Consider the following 18,009-nt stretch of genomic DNA (forward strand, 5'->3'; position numbering starts at 1 on the left):
ACCACTCGCAGTTGCCGCGCCGCGCCGTCTGCGCCGCCGGGGCCGCCGGCCCCGTCCCCGGGGCCCGCGTCACCGGCCTCACCAGGTCGCGCGGACCTGGCGGATGATCCGGCGGCGCAGTCGCACACGGCGGCTGCCGTCCCGGTGCAGGGTCAGGCGGTCGAGCTCCCAGTTCCCGTACTCGGCATGATCGGTCAGCAGGCGGGTCGCCTCCTTGCGAGGGACGCCGCGGGGCACGTACACGTCGACGAATTCGTATTCCGGCATCGCATCTATTGTGCGGGCAGAGCCCTGCTACGGATAGCGTCTACTCCATGTCTGATGCCGCTCTGCCCACTGTTGCCGAGGTACGCGCCGCCGCCGAGGCGGTCAAGGCCGCACTCGACCGTCACCTCGCCGCGGTCGAGCGCAGGACCGGGGACGAGGACCCGGACGTCTACGCCGCGTTCAACGAACTCGCCGCCGCCGCCGAGGAGTACGACGAGCTCCTCTACGACCGCTACGACGAGGTCACCCCCTTCGAGATCCCCACGCCCGAGGACGGCGTCCCGTACGCCGGCCCCGCCGATCCGGCCGCCTTCAGCGTGCTCATCCGCCGGGACTACGCCGTGGTCGAGCCGCCGCGGCTGATCGCGCAGGCCGAGCGTGTCGCCGCGCACGACCGTGACGCCGAGCTCGTGCACGACGGCGGTACCGCGGGCGCGCTCGGCGTGCTCTTCGGGGAGTACGAGCCCGACGAGATCGCCTCCCGCTACAAGGAGTTCGGTCTGGAGGAGGGGGACTCGACCCTCTGGATCGCGGCTTCGGAGGAGGTGGCCGAACCGGGGGAGTGGCTGAACTCGCCCTTCGAGCACACCGGTCCGGAGGACGTGCTGCACCGGTTCGACGTCAGCTCCGTCTTCGACGAGGAGACCGACGAGTTCGACGAGGACGAGGGCGATGACGAGGTCGAGCCCGAGGACGAGTCGGACGACGAGCCCGACGACGACCGCGAGGACGAAGGCGCCCAGCCGGGGCTGACCCCGGCCTGACCCGGCCGCCGGCCCCCGCCGAGAAGGGCGGGGGCCGCGGCGCGCGCGTCGCCGTACGGCTGCTGCGGGCTACTGCGGCTGCTGCGGCTGCTCCCGCGCCGAGGCCGCCAGCGCGGTCAGCAGGCCCGTCAGCCGGGTCGTACGCGGCTTCGGCAGGACCTCCGCCACCGCCCGCGGCAGTGCCTGGTCCACGCCGTGCACCACCGACAGGTGCCGCTCCGCGCGCCCGAACGCCGTGTACACCCAGTCCCGCGACAGGGACTCCGCCGCGTCGCCGGGCAGGACGACGACCACCGCCGGCCAGCGCGCCCCGACGGCCTGGTGCGCCGTCACCGCCCAGCCGTGCCGCACCTGGGCCTCGACCAGATCCTTCGGTACGACCACCGGCTCGCCCGCGCGGTCCAGGTGCAGCCCCTCCGCGTCGGCCGACACCACCCGCGCGGGCAGCGCCCGCCCGGGCGAGGGCACATGGACGACCCGGTCGCCGGGGTCGAAGCCGCCGAACCGGCCGGGGCCGGGGTTCAGCCGCTCCTTCAGGGCGGCGTTCAGCGCCCGGGTCCCCGCGGAGCCGCCGTGGCCGGGGGTGATCACCTGCACGCCGTCCGCCGGGACGCCGAAGGCCCGCGGCACGGACTCGGCCACCAGCTGCACCGTGCGGTGCACGGCCTCGCCGGCGTCGCGCACCGGGACGATGACGACCTCCTTGCCGGGGGCGTCGACCTGGTACAGCTCCCCGATCCCGACCCCCGAGACCAGCTCGCCGATCGGACCCGGGTCGGGGGTCCGGGAGACCAGCACGGGGCACGTACGGGCCGCCAGCACATCGGCGAAGACCCGCCCGGCCCCGGCGGACCCGAGGACCCCGGTGTCTCCGGACAGCACCAGCCGGGCCCCGTCCGGAACCGACTCCACCAGCGCGGCCGCCGTCTCCACGTCGAGCTGCGGCGCGTCCAGCACCACGAGCAGGTCCAGCGCGAACCGCCCGTCGGCGTCCCGCCCGGGCCCCTCCGTGCCGGCCAGCAGCCCCGCCACGGTCACGGAGTCCGGGCCGCCGGGGGCGTGCGCGGCCAGGCAGGCGCGCAGACCCAGCTCCCGGGCGGCCGCCAGCAGGGCGAGGGGTTCGGCACGGGCCGCCGAACCGCCCGTGTGGGCCACCACGCCGTGGACCGCGACCGCGCGGATCAGCTCGGCCCCCGGTCCGGTGGCGGCCTTCTCCCAGTCCGCCGGGCCGTCGAGGGCGCTGGCGACGCGGGCCAGGCCGTCGGCCAGGCTTTCCTCGGCCATCGCGGCCCCCTCCAGACCCACGAGGACGCGGACCGGCTGCTCCGCGTCCTCCTCCGCCGGCGGCGGGCCCAGCGGCTCGTGGAACACCAGCACCGAGCCGTCGGCGACCGCCTCGCCGAGGGCCTCGGCGGGCTCCGGAACGCCGTACTGGGCCAGGGCCTTCTCCAGGACCGGGGCCTCCAGCGCGGTGTGCCCCTTCAGGCCCGCCTGCGCCAGCAGCCAGCCCAGCAGCGCGGCGGTGCGGCGCTCGTCCCCGGGACCGGCTTCGGAGCCCAGCAGGGCCCGGGCGAAGCCGTCCGCCTGGCTCGGGCGCACCGCGGGCACCGACAGCAGCCGCCAGGGGTCCTCGGCCAGCTCCAGCGCCGCGCCGTCGCCCAGGGCCGCCGCGACCGGGGCGGCGAGGTCCTCCGGGGCGCCGCCGCGGGCCAGGACCGCCCGTACGGCGTCGACGGTCCCGGCGGACGCCTGCGGGGCCGCCGCGGGGGCGGCCGTGGGCACCGGCGTGCGCGGGGCCGGGGGAGCGGGGGCCGCCTTCCGGGGCGCGGCGGGGGCCTCGTCGAAGTACACGGCGGGCGCCTCGGCCCCGCCCTCCACGGCCCGTACGGCCGCCAGCAGGTCTGCGGCCCGCCCGCTGAGCTTGGCCCCGGCCTCGACCGGCGCGTCCCGTTCGGCCTTGCGGCGGGCGATGCGCTCCCGCTCGACCTTCTGCGCGGCCAGCTCGGCCTGCGCCTCGTTCAGCCCGGGGGGCGCGGCGGGCTCCGCCGAAGCCGCGTCCGCCGCGGGCTCCGCCGCCGCGTCACCGGTGCCGTCCGGCACCATCGCGTCCGCCTCCGCTTCCTGCGGCTCCGCCGCCGTCTCCGCGACGGTGCCGGTCTCCGCGGTCTCCGCGGGCTCCTCAGCCGCCTCCGCGACGGCCCCGGGCGCCACCTCGGGGTCCTCCCCGGCGGCGTCCTCGGCCGTGGGGGAGTCCGGCGGGGCGGGCTCGGATGCCGTGGGACCCTCCGGGCCGACGGTGCCGTCGGCGGGCTCCTCGGGGGTTTCCGTGGCGGGGTCCGTGCTCACAGCGTGCTCCAGTCCTGGTCGGGATAGCGGTGCACGGGCGCCGAAACGTCGTCCAGCGCCCGGCAGATCTCCACCGGAAGACTAAGGGCCTCCACCGACAGCGCCGCCGCGAGCTGATCCGAAGTCCGCGCGCCGACGATCGGGGCGACCACCCCCGGCCGGTCCCGCAGCCATGCCAGGGCCACCTGGATCGGGGTCACCCCGAGCCCCTGGGCGGCCGTGACCACCGCGTCCACGATCCGGCCCGCCGCCTCGTCCAGGTACGGGTCCACCAGCGCGGCCAGGGCCTCTGACGCGCCCCGGGAGTCGGCGGGCGTGCCGCGGCGGTACTTGCCCGTCAGGACACCGCGCCCCAGCGGGGACGAGGGCAGCAGGCCGATGCCGAGGTCGAGCGCGGCCGGCAGCACCTCCCGCTCCACGCCGCGCTGGAGGAGGGAGTACTCCATCTGGGCCGACGCGAGCCGGGTCCGCGTCCCCGGGGCCGCGAGCTGCCAGGTCGCCGCCTTCGCGAGCTGCCAGCCGCAGAAGCCCGCCACGCCCGCGTACCGGGCCCGGCCGCTGCTCACGGCCAGGTCCAGGGTTTGCAGGGTCTCCTCCAGCGGGGTCGCCGGGTCGAAGGCGTGGATCTGCCACAGGTCCACGTAGTCGGTGCCGAGCCGGTCCAGGGAAGCGTCGAGGGCGGCCAGGAGGTGCCCGCGCGAGCCGTCGAACCGGCGGTCCGGATGCGGCACGCTGCCGGCCTTCGTGGCGATCACCAGGTCCCGGCGCGGGACGAGCCCCCCGACGAGCTGCCCGAGGAGGTACTCCGCCTCCCCGTCCCCGTACACGTCGGCGGTGTCGACGAGGGTGCCGCCCGCGTCCCAGAAGGTCTTCACCTGCTCGGCGGCGGCTTCCCCGCCGGTGTCGCGGCCCCAGGTCAGGGTGCCGAGGCCGATCCGGGAAACGCGCAGTCCGGTGCGGCCGAGATGCCTCTGCTCCATGAGCGCTGAGACTACTGGGGCACTGCCGCCACGGAGCCGGGCGCGCTACAGTCCCCGCAGACCCACGTTACTCATGGGTACACCGGTACTGCGTAAGGGGACGACATGCGGCTCGGCATCAATCTCGGCTACTGGGGTGCGGGCATGGACGCCGACAACCTCGCCGTCGCCCAGGAGGCCGACCGGCTCGGCTACGACGTCTGCTGGGCCGCGGAGGCGTACGGCTCCGACGCCCCGACCGTGCTCGCCTGGGTCGCCGCCCAGACCGAACGCATCGACGTCGGCTCGGCGATCCTCCAGATCCCGGCCCGCCAGCCCGCGATGACGGCCATGACGGCGGCCACCCTCGACTCCCTCACCGGGGGCCGTTTCCGCCTCGGCCTCGGCGTCTCGGGCCCGCAGGTCTCCGAGGGCTGGTACGGCGTCAAGTTCGACAAGCCGCTCGCGCGGACCCGGGAGTACGTGGAGATCGTCCGCAAGGCGATGACCCGCGAGCGCCTCTCCTACGAGGGCGAGCACTGGACCCTGCCGCTGCCCGGCGGCCCGGGCAAGCCGCTCAAGCTCACCGTGCACCCCGAGCGCGAGCACATCCCGCTCTACATCGCCGCCATCGGCCCGAAGAACCTGGAGCAGACCGGCGAGATCGCCGACGGCGCGCTGCTGATCTTCCCGGCCGCCGAGCACCTGGAGTCCACCGCGCTCACCCACATCCGGGCGGGCCGCGAGAAGGCCGGGCTCACCATGGACGGCTTCGACGTGTGTCCGACCGTGCCGCTGGCCCTCGGCGACGACGTGCACGCCCTCGCCGACGTGTTCCGCCCGTACACCGCCCTGTACGTCGGCGGCATGGGCAGCCGGAAGCAGAACTTCTACAACCAGCTGGCCCAGCGCATGGGATACGAGAAGGAAGCCGCGGAGATCCAGGACAAGTACCTGGCCGGCGACAAGACGGGCGCGGCCGCGGCCGTCCCGCACTCGCTGATCGACTCGACCGCCCTGCTCGGCCCGGTGGAGCGGATCGCGGACGGGATGCGGGCCTACGCGGAGGCCGGGGTCACCACGCTCACCCTCGCGCCCGCCGGCTTCACCCGCGAGGAGCGCCTCGCCGCCCTGCGCGCCGGGACCGAGGCCATGGAACTCGCCGGACTGGCGTAAGCCGTCGGGCGCGGCCCCCGCGCGCCCGTCGAGCGGGGTGTGCGGGGCCGCGTTTGCGCGGAGAGGTCTGCGGCCGTGGTGGGGGCTCGGGGGGTCTTCCCCGCCACGGCCGACACCGCGAACAACGGGCCGGGAGCCCGCGGGGTTACGCGGCGGGGCCCAACGTCCGGGTTCGTTCATTCGGACGAGCGGCGCGACGCCTCGGTTGCCCGCTCCCGGCAGCGGCGTTTGACTCGGTACATGCTCTCTGCCCGCAGCCTGTTCCAGGAGATCGTCGACAACGACGAAGCCTTCCAGCTGTTCTGCTCCGTCGCCGCCAGCGGAGAGTCCCAGGGCGGCTGGGAGAACGCCCGGATCGCCGCCCTGGTACCCGACGGCATGCGCGATCTCGCGCCCAAGATCACCCGGCACGGCGCCGACGAGGACAAACACGGGCGGATCTTCAACGCCCTGCTCCGCAAGCGCGGCCTGCCGGCGGTCCCCGTCCCGCCCGAGACCGACTACACGATGCTGCTGGAGCGGCGCGGCATCGGCCTGGCCCACGACAAGCTCCGCCGCGAGGAGCCGCTGACCGAGGAGGACATCCTGGTCTACCTCGCGCACAGCCGCGTCACCGAACAGCGCGCCGCCGACCAGATGGTCATGCTCGTGCGCTGCTTCGGCGACGACCCCGAGATCGGCAGGGCCGTCCGCATGATCAGCAACGACGAGGACAACCACCTCGCCTACTGCCACGAGGAGTTGCTGCGCCTGGCCCGCGCGGGCCACGGCCGGACCATCCACCGGGTGCTCCGGGAGAGCGCGCTCACCGAGATCGGCGTCTACCGGGACGTGAGCCTCGCCGTCATGGACCACATGGGCCGGCTGCTGGCCTGGCCCGCGCCGAAGGCGGCCCTGCTCGCCGCCGGGATCCGCGGGACGCACGCGTACGAGCGGTTCAGCGGCTGGCACCGCATGGTGCGCCTGAGCATGCCCGAACGGCGCGACGCCCTGGGCGGGGCCCCGACCTCGGCGCCCGAGTTCGCGTAGCGGCGGCCCGCGCCCCGCCTGCCGCGTCCCGCACCCGCCGCGCCCGTACCGCGGCGTAACCCGCGCGGGCCGGAGGGCGGGCTACAGCCAGCCGCGGCGCTTGAACGTCCGGCGCAGACCCAGGCACAGGCCCGCCATCAGCACGAGCACCGCCGGATAGCCCCAGGTGTGCCTCAGCTCCGGCATGTGGTCGAAGTTCATCCCGTAGATCCCCGCCACCATCGTCGGCACCGCCGCCATCGCCGCCCACGCCGAGATCTTGCGCATGTCGTCGTTCTGCCGGACCCCCATCTGCGCCAGGTGCGCGGAGAGCGCGTCCGACAGCAGCCGGTCCAGGCCCTCGATGTACTCGTTCGCCTTGGTCAGGTGGTCGGCCACGTCCCGGAAGAACGGCCGCGCGTGCTCGTGGACGAACGGCACGCCCCCGAACGCGAGCCGGTCCATCGGCTGGAGCAGCGGGCTCGTCGCCCGGCGGAACTCCAGCACCTGCCGCTTGAACCCGTAGATCCGGGCGGCGGTGTTCTTGGTGTCGGAGGCGTTCGGGGCGAAGACCTCCGCCTCCAGCTCCTCCAGGTCGGCCTGGAGCTCGGCGGCCACCTCGATGTAGTGGTCGACCACGGCGTCGGACACCGCGTAGAGCACCGCCGTCGGGCCGTGCCGCAGGACCTGCGGCTCCTGCTCCAGCCGCTGCCGTACGGCGGCCAGCGGGGCGCCCTCGCCGTGCCGGACCGTGACGACGAAGCAGTCGCCGATGAACACCATCAGCTCGCCCGCGGTAACCGTGTCGGTCGTGTCGTCGTACCGCACCGGCTTGAGGACCACGAACAGCGAGTCGTCGTAGACCTCCAGCTTCGGCCGCTGGTGGGCGGTCAGCGCGTCCTCCACCGCCAGCGGGTGCAGCCCGAACTCCGCGCGGACGTGGTCGAACTCCTTCTCCGACGGTTCGTGCATGCCGACCCACAGGAAGGAGTCACCGGACGCCCGCGCCTCGTCGAGGGCGTCGGAGAAGTCCTGGGGAGCCTCGGACCGACGGCCGTTCCGGTACATCGCGCAGTCCACAATCACCCGGGCATTGTTCCCCGCCGGCGGCCCGCCCGCACACCGGCGCCACCGCTTACCCTTGCGCCATGGCCACGCTGATCCTCGTACGACACGGGCGGTCCACCGCCAACACCGCCGGACTGCTCGCCGGATGGACCCCGGGGGTGGCGCTCGACGAGCGCGGCGCCGAACAGGCCGCCGCGCTGCCCGGGCGGCTGGCGGGGGTGCCGCTCGCCGCCGTCGTCACCAGCCCGCTGCAACGCTGCCGGGAGACGCTCGCACCGCTGCTGGCCGCCCGGCCCGGGCTGGAGCCGCACACCGACGAGCGTATCGGCGAGTGCCACTACGGCGACTGGTCCGGCCGCAAGCTCTCCGAGCTGTCCGACGAACCGCTGATGAAGATCGTCCAGCAGCACCCCTCCGCCGTCGCCTTCCCCGGCGGCGAGTCCATGCGCGCCATGCAGGCCCGCGCCGTGGACGCCGTACGGGACTGGAACGCGCGGATCGAGGAGGAGCACGGGAGCGACGCCGTCTTCCTGATGTGCTCGCACGGCGACATCATCAAGTCCCTCGTGGCCGACGCCCTGGGCATGCACCTGGACCTCTTCCAGCGCATCCACGTCGACCCCTGCTCGGTCACCGCGATCAGGTACACCCCGATCCGGCCGTACGTGTTCCGGCTCGGGGACACCGGGGACTTCGGCGCGCTCGTGCCGAGCCCCGCCTCCGACGACGCCGAGGAGCCCGGGGCCGCGGAGGCGCGCACCGGCGGCGGCAACGGCGACGACGCCGTCGTGGGGGGCGGTGCGGGCGCCGTGTGATCGAACGGCGCAGTAGGGTGGTCGGGCCCACACCGGGGCGCAGGACTGCCCCCGCCGCCGAGACTTGGAGACTGGACGTGCCCCGTCAGGTGTTCCTCTACGACCCCCCGGACCGCTTCGTGGCCGGCACGGTCGGCCTTCCGGGACGCCGTACGTTCTTCCTGCAGGCCTCCTCCGGCCCCCGCGTCACCAGCGTCTCCCTGGAGAAGACCCAGGTCGCGGCGCTGGCCGAGCGGATGGACGAGCTGCTGGACGAGGTCGTGCGGCGCACCGGGGGCAACGCCCCGGTCCCGGCCGTCGCCCCCGCGGAAGCGTCCGACACCGCGCCCCTGGACGTCCCCGTCGACGAGGAGTTCCGCGTCGGCACCATGGCCCTGGCCTGGGACGGCGAGGAGCAGCGGATGATCGTCGAGGCGCAGGCCCTGGTGGAGGTGGAGGCCGACTCCGACGAGGACCTCGCCGAGGCCGAGGAGCGGCTGCTCCAGGACGAGGAGAACGGCCCGCCCATGCTGCGGGTCCGCCTCAGCGGCGCCCAGGCCCGGGCCTTCGCCAAGCGCGCCCTGGACGTGGTCAACGCCGGGCGCCCGCCCTGCCCGCTGTGCAGCCTGCCGCTGGACCCGGAGGGGCACGTGTGCCCGCGCCAGAACGGCTACCGGCGCCAGGCGTGAGCGTCACGGGGGAACACGAGGACCTGCTCGCCCGGGGCGAGCTGACCGTCGTCGGCCGCATCCGGGAGGCGTCCAACGCCGTCCTGCTGTGCACGGTCGCGTACGAGGGCACCACCGCCGACTGCGTGTACAAACCGGTCAAGGGCGAGCGGCCGCTGTGGGACTTCCCCGACGGGAACCTCGCCCGGCGCGAGGTCGCCGCCTACCTGGTCTCCGAGGCCACCGGCTGGGGCCTCGTACCGGAGACCGTCCTGCGCGACGGACCGTACGGCGAGGGCATGGTCCAGCGCTGGATCGACTCGCCCGACCCGGACGAGGAGGCCGGCGGTGACGGGATCACGGACGGCGGCCCGGGCAGCGGGCTCCTCGCGCTCGTCGAGGGCGAGGAGGCGGCGGAGGGCTGGAAGCCCGTCGCCCTGGCCGAGGTCGGCGAGGGCCGCACCGCCCTGCTCGTGCACGCGGACGACCCGCGGCTGCGCCGCATGGCCGTCCTCGACGCCGTGATCAACAACGGCGACCGCAAGGGCGGTCACCTGCTGCCCACGGCCGACGGACGCCTCTACGGCATCGACCACGGAGTGACCTTCCACACCGAGGACAAGCTCCGCACGCTCCTGTGGGGGTGGGCGGGGGAGCCGCTCACGGACGAGGCCCGCGAGGTCCTGGCCTCGCTCGGCGCGCATCTGGCCGACGGGGCGCCGCTCGCCACCCGGCTGGCGGAACTGGTCACCGCGGCCGAGCTGGCCGCCGTACGGGACCGGGTGGAGCAGCTGCTGCGCTCCGGGACCCACCCCAAGCCGTCGGGGCAGTGGCCGGCGATCCCCTGGCCACCGGTCTGATCCGGCCAGTCTCGATACGCACAGAATCGGCCAGACCGCAAGAGAGTCGATCAAGACAACAGTGCTGGTCCGGTTCGTTTCCGGAACATCCGTCCGGTTACGCTCGTGCCATGCATGCCTGGCCCGCTTCTGAGGTCCCCGCCCTGCCTGGCAAGGGCCGCGACCTCCAGATCCACGACACCGCGACTCAGGGGACGATCACCCTCGCCCCCGGTCCCGTCGCCCGAATCTACGTCTGCGGCATCACGCCGTACGACGCGACCCACATCGGTCACGCGGCGACCTACAACGCGTTCGACCTCGTGCAGCGCGTGTGGCTCGACACCAAGAGGCAGGTTCACTACGTCCAGAACGTCACGGACGTGGACGACCCGCTTCTGGAGCGGGCCCAGCGCGACGGCCACGACTGGACCGAGCTGGCCGAGCGCGAGACCGCGCTCTTCCGCGAGGACATGACCGCCCTGCGCATGCTGCCGCCGCAGCACTACATCGGAGCCGTCGAGGCCATACCCGGCATCGTGCCGCTGGTCGAGCGGCTGCGCGACGCGGGCGCCGCCTACGACCTGGACGGCGACGTCTACTTCTCCGTGGAGTCCGACCCCCACTTCGGCGGGGTCTCGCACCTCGACGCCGAGGCGATGCGGCTGCTGTCCGCCGAACGCGGAGGCGACCCGGAACGGCCGGGGAAGAAGAACCCGCTCGACCCGATGCTGTGGATGGCCGCCCGCCCGGGCGAGCCCAGCTGGGACGGCGGCTCACTGGGCCGCGGCCGACCGGGCTGGCACATCGAGTGCGTCGCCATCGCCCTGGACCACCTGGGCATGGGCTTCGACATCCAGGGCGGCGGCTCCGACCTGGTGTTCCCGCACCACGAGATGGGCGCCTCGCACGCGCAGGTCCTGACGGGCGAGTTCCCGATGGCCAAGGCGTACGTCCACGCGGGCATGGTGGCCCTGCACGGCGAGAAGATGTCGAAGTCCCGGGGCAACCTGGTCTTCGTGTCCGCCCTGCGGCGGGACGGCGTCGACCCGGCGGCCATCCGCCTCGCGCTCCTGTCGCACCACTACCGGGCCGACTGGGAGTGGACGGACGCGGTGCTCGCCGAGGCCGTGGCCCGCCTGGAGCGCTGGCGCGCGGCCGTGTCCCGGCCGGACGGACTCGCCGCGGACGCCCTGGTGGAAGAGGTCCGCGCGGCCCTCTCCGCCGACCTGGACGCCCCGGCGGCGCTGGCCGCCGTGGACCGCTGGGTGGAACTCCAGCTGGCCGCGGGTGGCGACGACGAGTCCGCCCCGGGCCTGGTCTCCCGTACCGTCGACGCCCTCCTGGGCGTGGCCCTGTAGCCCACCTGCGGACCGTGGTCCGGGGGCGCTGCCCCCGGACCCCGGGAAGCGGCCCGCACGGGCTACGCCTCCGGGGGCTCCGGGGTGTCCTCCTCCGGCGGAGCCACGGCCGGGGGCTGCGGATCCTCCCCGGTCACCTCCGGCTTGCGCTTCGGCCCCCGGGGGAGCCCGCCGGACGGATCCCGCAGGTACGCCGCGTCCCCCGGCTCCGCGGCGGCGGACGGGTCCCGCCGCCTCAGGTACCGCTCGAACTCCCGGGCGATGGCGTCGCCCGACGCCTCGGGCAGGTCGGCGGTGTCCCGCGCCTCCTCCAGCGTCTGGACGTACTCCGCCACCTCGCTGTCCTCGGCCGCCAGTTGGTCGACGCCCAGCTGCCACGCCCGGGCGTCCTCCGGCAGTTCGCCCAGCGGGATCCGGATGTCGATCAGGTCCTCCAGCCGGTTCAGCAGGGCCAGCGTCGCCTTCGGGTTCGGCGGCTGCGACACGTAGTGCGGCACCGCCGCCCACAGCGACACCGCCGGGACCCCCGCGTGCGTGCACGCCTCCTGGAGGATGCCCACGATGCCCGTCGGGCCCTCGTACTTCGTCTCCTCCAGGTCCATCGTCCGGGCCAGGTCCGCGTCCGAGGTGACCCCGCTCACCGGCACCGGCCGCGTGTGCGGCGTGTCCCCGAGCAGCGCCCCCAGGATGACCACCATCTCCACGCCCAGCTCGTGGGCGAAGCCGAGGATCTCGTTGCAGAACGACCGCCACCGCATGGACGGTTCGATCCCCCGTACGAGCACCAGGTCGCGCGGCTTCGCGCCGCCGATCCGGACCACCGACAGCCGTGTCGTCGGCCAGGTGATCTTCCGTACCCCGTTGTCCAGCCACACCGTCGGCCGGTTGACCTGGAAATCGTAGTAGTCCTCGGCGTCGAGCGCCGCGAACACCTCGCCCTTCCATTCCCGGTCCAGGTGCGCGACCGCGCCGGAGGCGGCGTCACCCGCGTCGTTCCAGCCCTCGAACGCGGCCACCATGACCGGGTCGATCAGCTCGGGCACGCCCTCAAGCTCGATCACCCAGGTCTCCTTCCGAAGTTCCCTTGCGTACGGGGGTCAGCCTAAGCCTTGAAGGGACATCGGCCACAGCCCACGACGGAGGGGCGGTTCCCCTCGGAACCGCCCCTCTTCCCCACCTGCGCGCGAGCTATGCCTTGTGGCCCAGCATCTCCTCGACCCGGGCGCGCACGGAGGCGTCGTCCAGACCGCGGACCGTCACCGTCGTACGCCGGCGCAGCACGTCGTCGACCGTCTGCGCCCACTCGTTGTCGCGGGCGTAGGCGACCTGCGCCCAGATCTCCGGGCCGTCCGGGTGGATGCGCTCGGCCAGCGCCGGGTTCTCGTTGGCGATGCGCGCGATGTCGAAGGCGAGCGAGCCGTAGTGCGAGGCCAGGTGGCGCGCGGTCAGCGGGTCCATCCGGGAGCCGGGCTCGCGGTCCACCAGCAGCCGGTGCGCGACCGCGTTCGGGTTGGCGACACCGGGCAGCGGGATCCGGCGCACGAGCGACTTCGCCGGCTCCATGTCCTCGGTCAGCGGGCTGCCCGGGAGCTTCGCCAGCTTGTCCATGACCACGCGGCCGATGTGGCGGTACGTGGTCCACTTCCCGCCGGCCACCGACAGCATGCCGCCGGCGCCCTCGGAGACGACCGTCTCACGCTTGGCCTTCTCGACGCCGCCGGGGCCGCCGGGCAGCACCCGCAGGCCCGCGAAGGCGTACGTCATCAGCGAGCGGTCCAGGTCCGCGTCCTTCACGGAGAAGGCCGCCTCGTCCAGGATCTGCTGGATGTCGGACTCGGTGGCGCGCACGTCCGCCGGGTCGCCCTCGTACACCTCGTCGGTGGTGCCGAGCAGCAGCTGGTCCTCCCAGGGGAGGGCGAAGGTGATGCGGTACTTGTCGATCGGGGTGGCCATGGCGGCCTTCCACGGCGACGTGCGCTTCATGACGATGTGCGCGCCCTTGGAGAGGCGGATCGACGGCATGGAGTGCTTGTCCTCCATGCGCCGCAGGTGGTCCACCCACGGGCCGGTGGCGTTGAGCACGACGCGCGCGTCGACCCCGAACTCGGTGCCGTCCAGACGGTCCTTGAGCTCGGCGCCGGAGACCCGGCCGCGCGTGGTGCGCAGTCCGGTGACCTCGGCGTGGTTCAGGACGACCGCACCCGACTCGACGGCCGCGCGGACCGTCATGACGGCGACGCGGGAGTCGTTCATCTGGTGGTCGTAGTAGACCGCGACGGCCTTGAGGTTGTCCGTCTTCAGACCCGGGTTGTCGGCGGCGGCACGGGCCGGCGAGATGACCTTGCCGATGCCGTCGCCGAAGGCCGAGAGGGCGGAGTAGGCGAAGACGCCCGCACCCAGCTTGGCCGCGCCCACCGGACCGCCCTTGTAGACGGGGAGGTAGAAGGTGAGCGGGTTGACCAGGTGCGGGGCCACGTCCTTGGCCAGGACCCGGCGCTCGTGGTGGTTCTCGGCCACCAGCTTGACCGCGCCGGTCTGGAGGTAGCGCAGGCCGCCGTGGACGAGCTTGGAGGAGGCGGAGGACGTGGCGCCGGCGAAGTCGCCGGCGTCCACCATGGCGACCCGCAGACCCGACTGCGCGGCGTGCCAGGCCACCGAGGTGCCCAGGATTCCACCGCCGATGACCAGCAGGTCGTACGTGGCCTTGGCCAACTGCTCACGGGTCTCGGCGCGGCTCGGGTTCGAGCCGGCGGTCGGGTGCGTACCCAGGGTGGGAACGCTCTGCGGGGTGCTCATATCCGTTGACTCCTACTTACTCGTCGATTGCGCCGGCCGTACGGTCAGCTGGTGGCGTCTTCGTCGTCGACCCAGCCCATGGACCGCTCGACGGCCTTGAGCCAGCTCTTGTACTCGCGGTCCCGCTGCTCGGCGGGCATGCGCGGGGTCCACTCGGCCGCGCGGCGCCAGTTGGCGCGCAGGGCGTCGGTGTCGGGCCAGAAGCCGACGGCCAGGCCGGCGGCGTAGGCGGCGCCGAGGCAGGTGGTCTCGGCGACCATCGGGCGCACCACGGGGGCGTCCAGGAAGTCCGAGAGCGTCTGCATCAGCAGGTTGTTGGAGGTCATGCCGCCGTCGACCTTGAGGGCGGCGAGCTCGACGCCCGAGTCCTTGGTCATGGCGTCGGTGATCTCGCGGGTCTGCCAGGCGGTGGCCTCCAGGACGGCACGGGCGATGTGCGCCTTGGTGACGTACCGGGTGAGGCCGGTGATCACGCCGCGGGCGTCGGAGCGCCAGTACGGGGCGAACAGGCCGGAGAAGGCCGGCACGAAGTACGCGCCGCCGTTGTCCTCGACGGAGGAGGCCAGGGTCTCGATCTCGGCCGCGGACTTGATCAGGCCCATCTGGTCGCGCATCCACTGGACGAGCGAGCCGGTGACGGCGATGGAGCCCTCCAGCGCGTAGACCGGCTTCGCGTCGCCGATCTGGTAGCCGACCGTGGTCAGCAGGCCGCTGTAGGAGTTGATGATCTTGTCGCCGGTGTTCATCAGCATGAACGTGCCGGTGCCGTACGTGGACTTCGCCTCGCCCTCGGCGAAACAGGTCTGGCCGAACAGGGCGGCCTGCTGGTCACCGAGCGCCGAGGCGACGGGGACGCCCGCGAGGACGCCCTCCTTGACCTCGCCGTAGACCTCGGCGGAGGAGCGGATCTCCGGCAGGACGTTGAGCGGGACGCCCATGGACTCGGCGATGCGCTCGTCCCACGTGAGGTTGTGCAGGTTCATCAGCATGGTGCGCGAGGCGTTGGTGACGTCGGTGACGTGCACGCCGCCCTGGGCGCCGCCGGTCAGGTTCCAGATGACCCACGAGTCCATGGTGCCGAAGAGGATGTCGCCCGCCTCGGCGCGCTCGCGCAGGCCCTCGACGTTGTCGAGCAGCCAGCGGGCCTTCGGGCCGGCGAAGTAGCTCGCCAGCGGCAGGCCGGTCTCGCGGCGGAAGCGGTCCTGGCCGACGTTGCGGCCGAGCTCCTTGCACAGGGCGTCGGTGCGGGTGTCCTGCCAGACGAGCGCGTTGTGCACGGGCTCGCCGGTGTGGCGGTCCCACATGAGGGTGGTCTCGCGCTGGTTGGTGATGCCCACGGCCTTGACGTCGGCGGACGTGAAGCCCGGAACGTCCTGGGCGGCCTTGGCGATGGCCCCGGCGACGACCTCCTGGACGTTGGTCCAGATCTCGGTGGCGTCGTGCTCGACCCAGCCCGGCTTCGGGAAGATCTGCTCGTGCTCCTTCTGGTCGACGGCGACGATGCGGCCGTCGCGGTCGAACACGATGCAGCGGGAGGAGGTGGTGCCCTGGTCGATCGCGGCGATGAAGGGGCCGGTGCTGCTGGTCATGTGGCTGCTCCTGGCAGGTCGTGAGTAGGCGGAATCAGGGGGCGGTGCGGATCTTGCGATCGCTGCCGATGCTGATCAGGCGAACGCGATGTTGTACAGACCACCGGCTATGACGGCACCGACGAGCGGGCCGACCACCGGGATCCAGGAGTATCCCCAGTCGGAGCCGCCCTTGTGGGGAAGCGGCAGCAGGGAGTGGACGATGCGGGGGCCGAGGTCGCGGACCGGGTTGATCGCGTAGCCGGTCGGGCCGCCCAGCGAGAGGCCGATGCCGACGACCACGAACGAGGTGATCAGGACGCCGATGACGCCGAGACCCTTGCCGTCGTCCTGGAGGCCCTGGGTCAGGATGGCCAGGACCAGGACGGCGGTGCCGATGATCTCGGTCGCGAGGTTCTGGACGGTGTTGCGGATCTCGGGGCCCGTGGAGAAGATGCCGAGCACCGGACCGGCCTGGTCGTGCGGGTGCGGGTCCTCGGGGCCGAGCTTCGCGTCGCGGATGTGCTCCGGGTCCGCCAGGTGGGCGCGGAACTGGCCGTAGTACGTGATCCACATCAGGACCGCGCCGATCATCGCGCCGAGGAGCTGTCCGGCGAGGTAGACCGGAACGTCGCCCCAGACGCCGTCCTTGACGGCGATGCCGACGGTGACCGCCGGGTTGAGGTGCGCGCCGGAGAGCGGTGCGGAGACGTACGCGGCGATCAGGACGGCGAAACCCCAGCCGAACGTGATGGCCAGCCAGCCCGCGTTGCGGGCCTTGGAGCTCTTGAGGGTGACGGCGGCGCAGACGCCGCCACCGAGCAGAGTGAGCAGGGCGGTACCGATGGTCTCGCCGATGAAGATGTCGGAGCTGGACACCCGCGACTCCTTTGTCATACGTCCAGGGGTGGGCGGACACCGGGTCCCACCGGTGGTTCCGCGCACTCGGTGAGTGCTTCACCGGCCCTTGGCCTTGCCCCACCCTAACGCGTATTGCCGTTAGGTGTTCGACAATGCCGACCGGTGAACGGCAGTTTTCCGCCCAGATGAAGATTGCGTCAAGGGTCGGCCAGGCCAAAGTGCCGGATCGTTACCGCTCGGTGGGATCAGCCAAATCCGGCCATCGGATGGTCGGGATGTGACGAAAAGAGGGCATGAAAAAGCCAGGCCCTGGCTGAGAAGGGCCTGGTAGGGGCTATGCGGGCCCTAGAACCGGCCTGCGCCGAGATCGCGTGAAACGGCGCGCGCACAGTCCCGTACGGACGCGATGAGGGCCGCACGGGGCTCTCCGGCCTCCCCGCAGACCCGCTCCACGGCCCCCGCGACCGCCACCGCGCCCACCGGCATGCGGCGCCGGTTGTGGATGGGGGCCGCCACGGAGGCGATGCCGTCCCAGGTCTCCTCGACGTCGGCGGCCCAGCCGCGGGCCCGGGTCAGGTCCAGGATCTCCTCGAAGCCGGCGCCGTCCGTGACGGTCCGCGGGGTGAACGCCTCGCGCTCCACCTCCACCGCCTGCGTGTGCGCGACCGGGTCGTACGCCGACAGCACCTTGCCCAGCGCGGTCGAGTGCAGCGGCTGCATCGCCCCGACCTCCAGCACCTGGCGGCTGTCATCGGGCCGGAACACGTGGTGCATGATCAGCACCCCGCTCTTGTGCAGCACGCCCACGTACACGCTCTCGCCGCTCGCCCGGGCCAGGTCGTCCGTCCAGACCAGGGCGCGGGCGCGCAGCTCGTGAACGTCGAGATAGCTGTTGCCCAGGCGCAGCAGCTCCGCGCCCAGCTGGTACCGGCCGGAGGCCGCGTCCTGCTCCACGAAGCCCTCGGCCTGCAGGGTGCGCAGGATGCCGTGAGCCGTCCCCTTGGCGAGGCCGAGGGAGGAGGCCACGTCCGACAGGCCCAGCCGGCGTTCACCGCCGGCCAGGAGCCGCAGCATCGCAGCGGCTCGTTCGAGCGACTGGATGTTCCGTGCCATCGCGCAGCCTCCTGCTGACGTTGCTGTCCATACTGACTGTGTAGATGAGGTTCGACAATGCTGAACAGTATCGGTCGATGCCGACCTCGCGCATGGCCGACCGGAACTCCGGATGTTCCGCGGACCCCCGCGCCCCGCCCGGCCCCCGCCACAGAATGCAGTCCGCCACGTGGGACAACCCCACCGGGGCCCGGGACACACGGTTACCCTGACCGCGTGCACCCTTGACACCGAGGGGGTGCAAAGCCGACAGCCGTCGCATCCCAGGGAGCTCAAGCATGGCCTCGTTGCCGAACCCGCCCGCTGACACCCAGACCCGGGCCGATGCCCTCCGTGAGGCGCTGGCCACCCGTGTGGTGGTCGCGGATGGTGCGATGGGGACGATGCTTCAGGAGCAGGATCCGTCGTTGGAGGACTTCCA

At 73.0% G+C, this 18,009-nt stretch carries 16 protein-coding genes; 7 read left to right on the forward strand and 9 right to left on the reverse strand.

Annotated features, from left to right (window positions below; genetic code table 11):
* Positions 1–78: 78 nt before the first annotated feature.
* Positions 79–267, reverse strand: a complete 189-nt coding sequence (locus ABT106_RS25125) for a DUF5703 family protein (RefSeq protein WP_031146791.1) — start codon at positions 265–267, stop codon at positions 79–81.
* Between the two features lie 47 nt (positions 268–314).
* Between ABT106_RS25125 and ABT106_RS25130 the strand changes: the two genes are divergently transcribed.
* Complete coding sequence (locus tag ABT106_RS25130) at positions 315–1,031, forward strand: hypothetical protein (RefSeq protein WP_351281386.1); 717 nt, start codon at positions 315–317, stop codon at positions 1,029–1,031.
* Positions 1,032–1,100: 69 nt separating this feature from the next.
* Here the strand turns inward: ABT106_RS25130 and ABT106_RS25135 are convergent, their stop codons facing one another.
* The gene (locus ABT106_RS25135; protein WP_351281388.1) at positions 1,101–3,377 is read right to left on the reverse strand and encodes an ATP-binding domain-containing protein; all 2,277 of its coding nucleotides are present in this window, start codon (positions 3,375–3,377) and stop codon (positions 1,101–1,103) included.
* The gene (locus tag ABT106_RS25140) at positions 3,374–4,357 is read right to left on the reverse strand and encodes an aldo/keto reductase (RefSeq protein ID WP_351281391.1); all 984 of its coding nucleotides are present in this window, start codon (positions 4,355–4,357) and stop codon (positions 3,374–3,376) included. Before ABT106_RS25140 ends, ABT106_RS25135 begins: the two co-directional genes overlap by 4 nt.
* A 105-nt stretch (positions 4,358–4,462) precedes the next feature.
* On the opposite strand from ABT106_RS25140, the gene ABT106_RS25145 reads away from it, so the two are divergent.
* Entirely contained in the window at positions 4,463–5,512 is a 1,050-nt protein-coding gene (locus tag ABT106_RS25145; RefSeq protein WP_267722614.1) for an LLM class F420-dependent oxidoreductase, read from the forward strand.
* Between the two features lie 240 nt (positions 5,513–5,752).
* A complete protein-coding gene (locus ABT106_RS25150) occupies positions 5,753–6,541 on the forward strand; it encodes a ferritin-like domain-containing protein (protein WP_351281395.1) in 789 nt (262 codons plus the stop codon).
* A gap of 81 nt (positions 6,542–6,622) precedes the next feature.
* Here ABT106_RS25150 and ABT106_RS25155 read toward each other — a convergent pair whose 3' ends face one another.
* On the reverse strand, positions 6,623–7,606 hold the full coding sequence (locus tag ABT106_RS25155) for a magnesium and cobalt transport protein CorA (RefSeq protein ID WP_351281398.1): 984 nt from the start codon (positions 7,604–7,606) through the stop codon (positions 6,623–6,625).
* A gap of 62 nt (positions 7,607–7,668) precedes the next feature.
* On the opposite strand from ABT106_RS25155, the gene ABT106_RS25160 reads away from it, so the two are divergent.
* From ABT106_RS25160 to mshC, 4 genes are all read left to right on the forward strand, one after another.
* A complete protein-coding gene (locus ABT106_RS25160) occupies positions 7,669–8,403 on the forward strand; it encodes a histidine phosphatase family protein (protein ID WP_351281401.1) in 735 nt (244 codons plus the stop codon).
* A 77-nt stretch (positions 8,404–8,480) separates the two neighbouring features.
* On the forward strand, positions 8,481–9,071 hold the full coding sequence (locus ABT106_RS25165; RefSeq protein WP_267722618.1) for a DUF3090 domain-containing protein: 591 nt from the start codon (positions 8,481–8,483) through the stop codon (positions 9,069–9,071).
* Positions 9,035–9,910: an SCO1664 family protein gene (locus ABT106_RS25170; protein WP_351281405.1), complete on the forward strand. Its 876-nt coding sequence runs from the start codon at positions 9,035–9,037 to the stop codon at positions 9,908–9,910. The genes ABT106_RS25165 and ABT106_RS25170 overlap by 37 nt, the downstream gene beginning before the upstream one ends.
* Positions 9,911–10,020: 110 nt before the next feature.
* Positions 10,021–11,250, forward strand: coding sequence for a cysteine--1-D-myo-inosityl 2-amino-2-deoxy-alpha-D-glucopyranoside ligase (gene mshC / locus ABT106_RS25175; protein WP_351281408.1), 1,230 nt, complete (start codon positions 10,021–10,023; stop codon positions 11,248–11,250).
* A gap of 62 nt (positions 11,251–11,312) precedes the next feature.
* Here mshC and ABT106_RS25180 read toward each other — a convergent pair whose 3' ends face one another.
* From ABT106_RS25180 to ABT106_RS25200, 5 genes are all read right to left on the reverse strand, one after another.
* Positions 11,313–12,311, reverse strand: a complete 999-nt coding sequence (locus tag ABT106_RS25180; RefSeq protein WP_502979471.1) for a PAC2 family protein — start codon at positions 12,309–12,311, stop codon at positions 11,313–11,315.
* Positions 12,312–12,438: 127 nt separating this feature from the next.
* The gene (locus ABT106_RS25185) at positions 12,439–14,046 is read right to left on the reverse strand and encodes a glycerol-3-phosphate dehydrogenase/oxidase (RefSeq protein ID WP_351281411.1); all 1,608 of its coding nucleotides are present in this window, start codon (positions 14,044–14,046) and stop codon (positions 12,439–12,441) included.
* Between the two features lie 44 nt (positions 14,047–14,090).
* Complete coding sequence (gene glpK / locus ABT106_RS25190) at positions 14,091–15,635, reverse strand: glycerol kinase GlpK (protein ID WP_351281414.1); 1,545 nt, start codon at positions 15,633–15,635, stop codon at positions 14,091–14,093.
* Between the two features lie 75 nt (positions 15,636–15,710).
* A complete protein-coding gene (locus ABT106_RS25195; protein ID WP_351281416.1) occupies positions 15,711–16,493 on the reverse strand; it encodes an MIP/aquaporin family protein in 783 nt (260 codons plus the stop codon).
* A gap of 327 nt (positions 16,494–16,820) precedes the next feature.
* Positions 16,821–17,588 (reverse strand): IclR family transcriptional regulator, encoded by a 768-nt coding sequence (locus ABT106_RS25200; protein WP_351281419.1) that lies wholly within the window; start codon positions 17,586–17,588, stop codon positions 16,821–16,823.
* Positions 17,589–18,009 lie beyond the last annotated feature (421 nt).

Origin of the sequence: Streptomyces sp. NPDC002044 (assembly GCF_040296725.1) — a bacterium.
In the GTDB taxonomy this organism is placed as follows: domain Bacteria; phylum Actinomycetota; class Actinomycetes; order Streptomycetales; family Streptomycetaceae; genus Streptomyces; species Streptomyces antarcticus.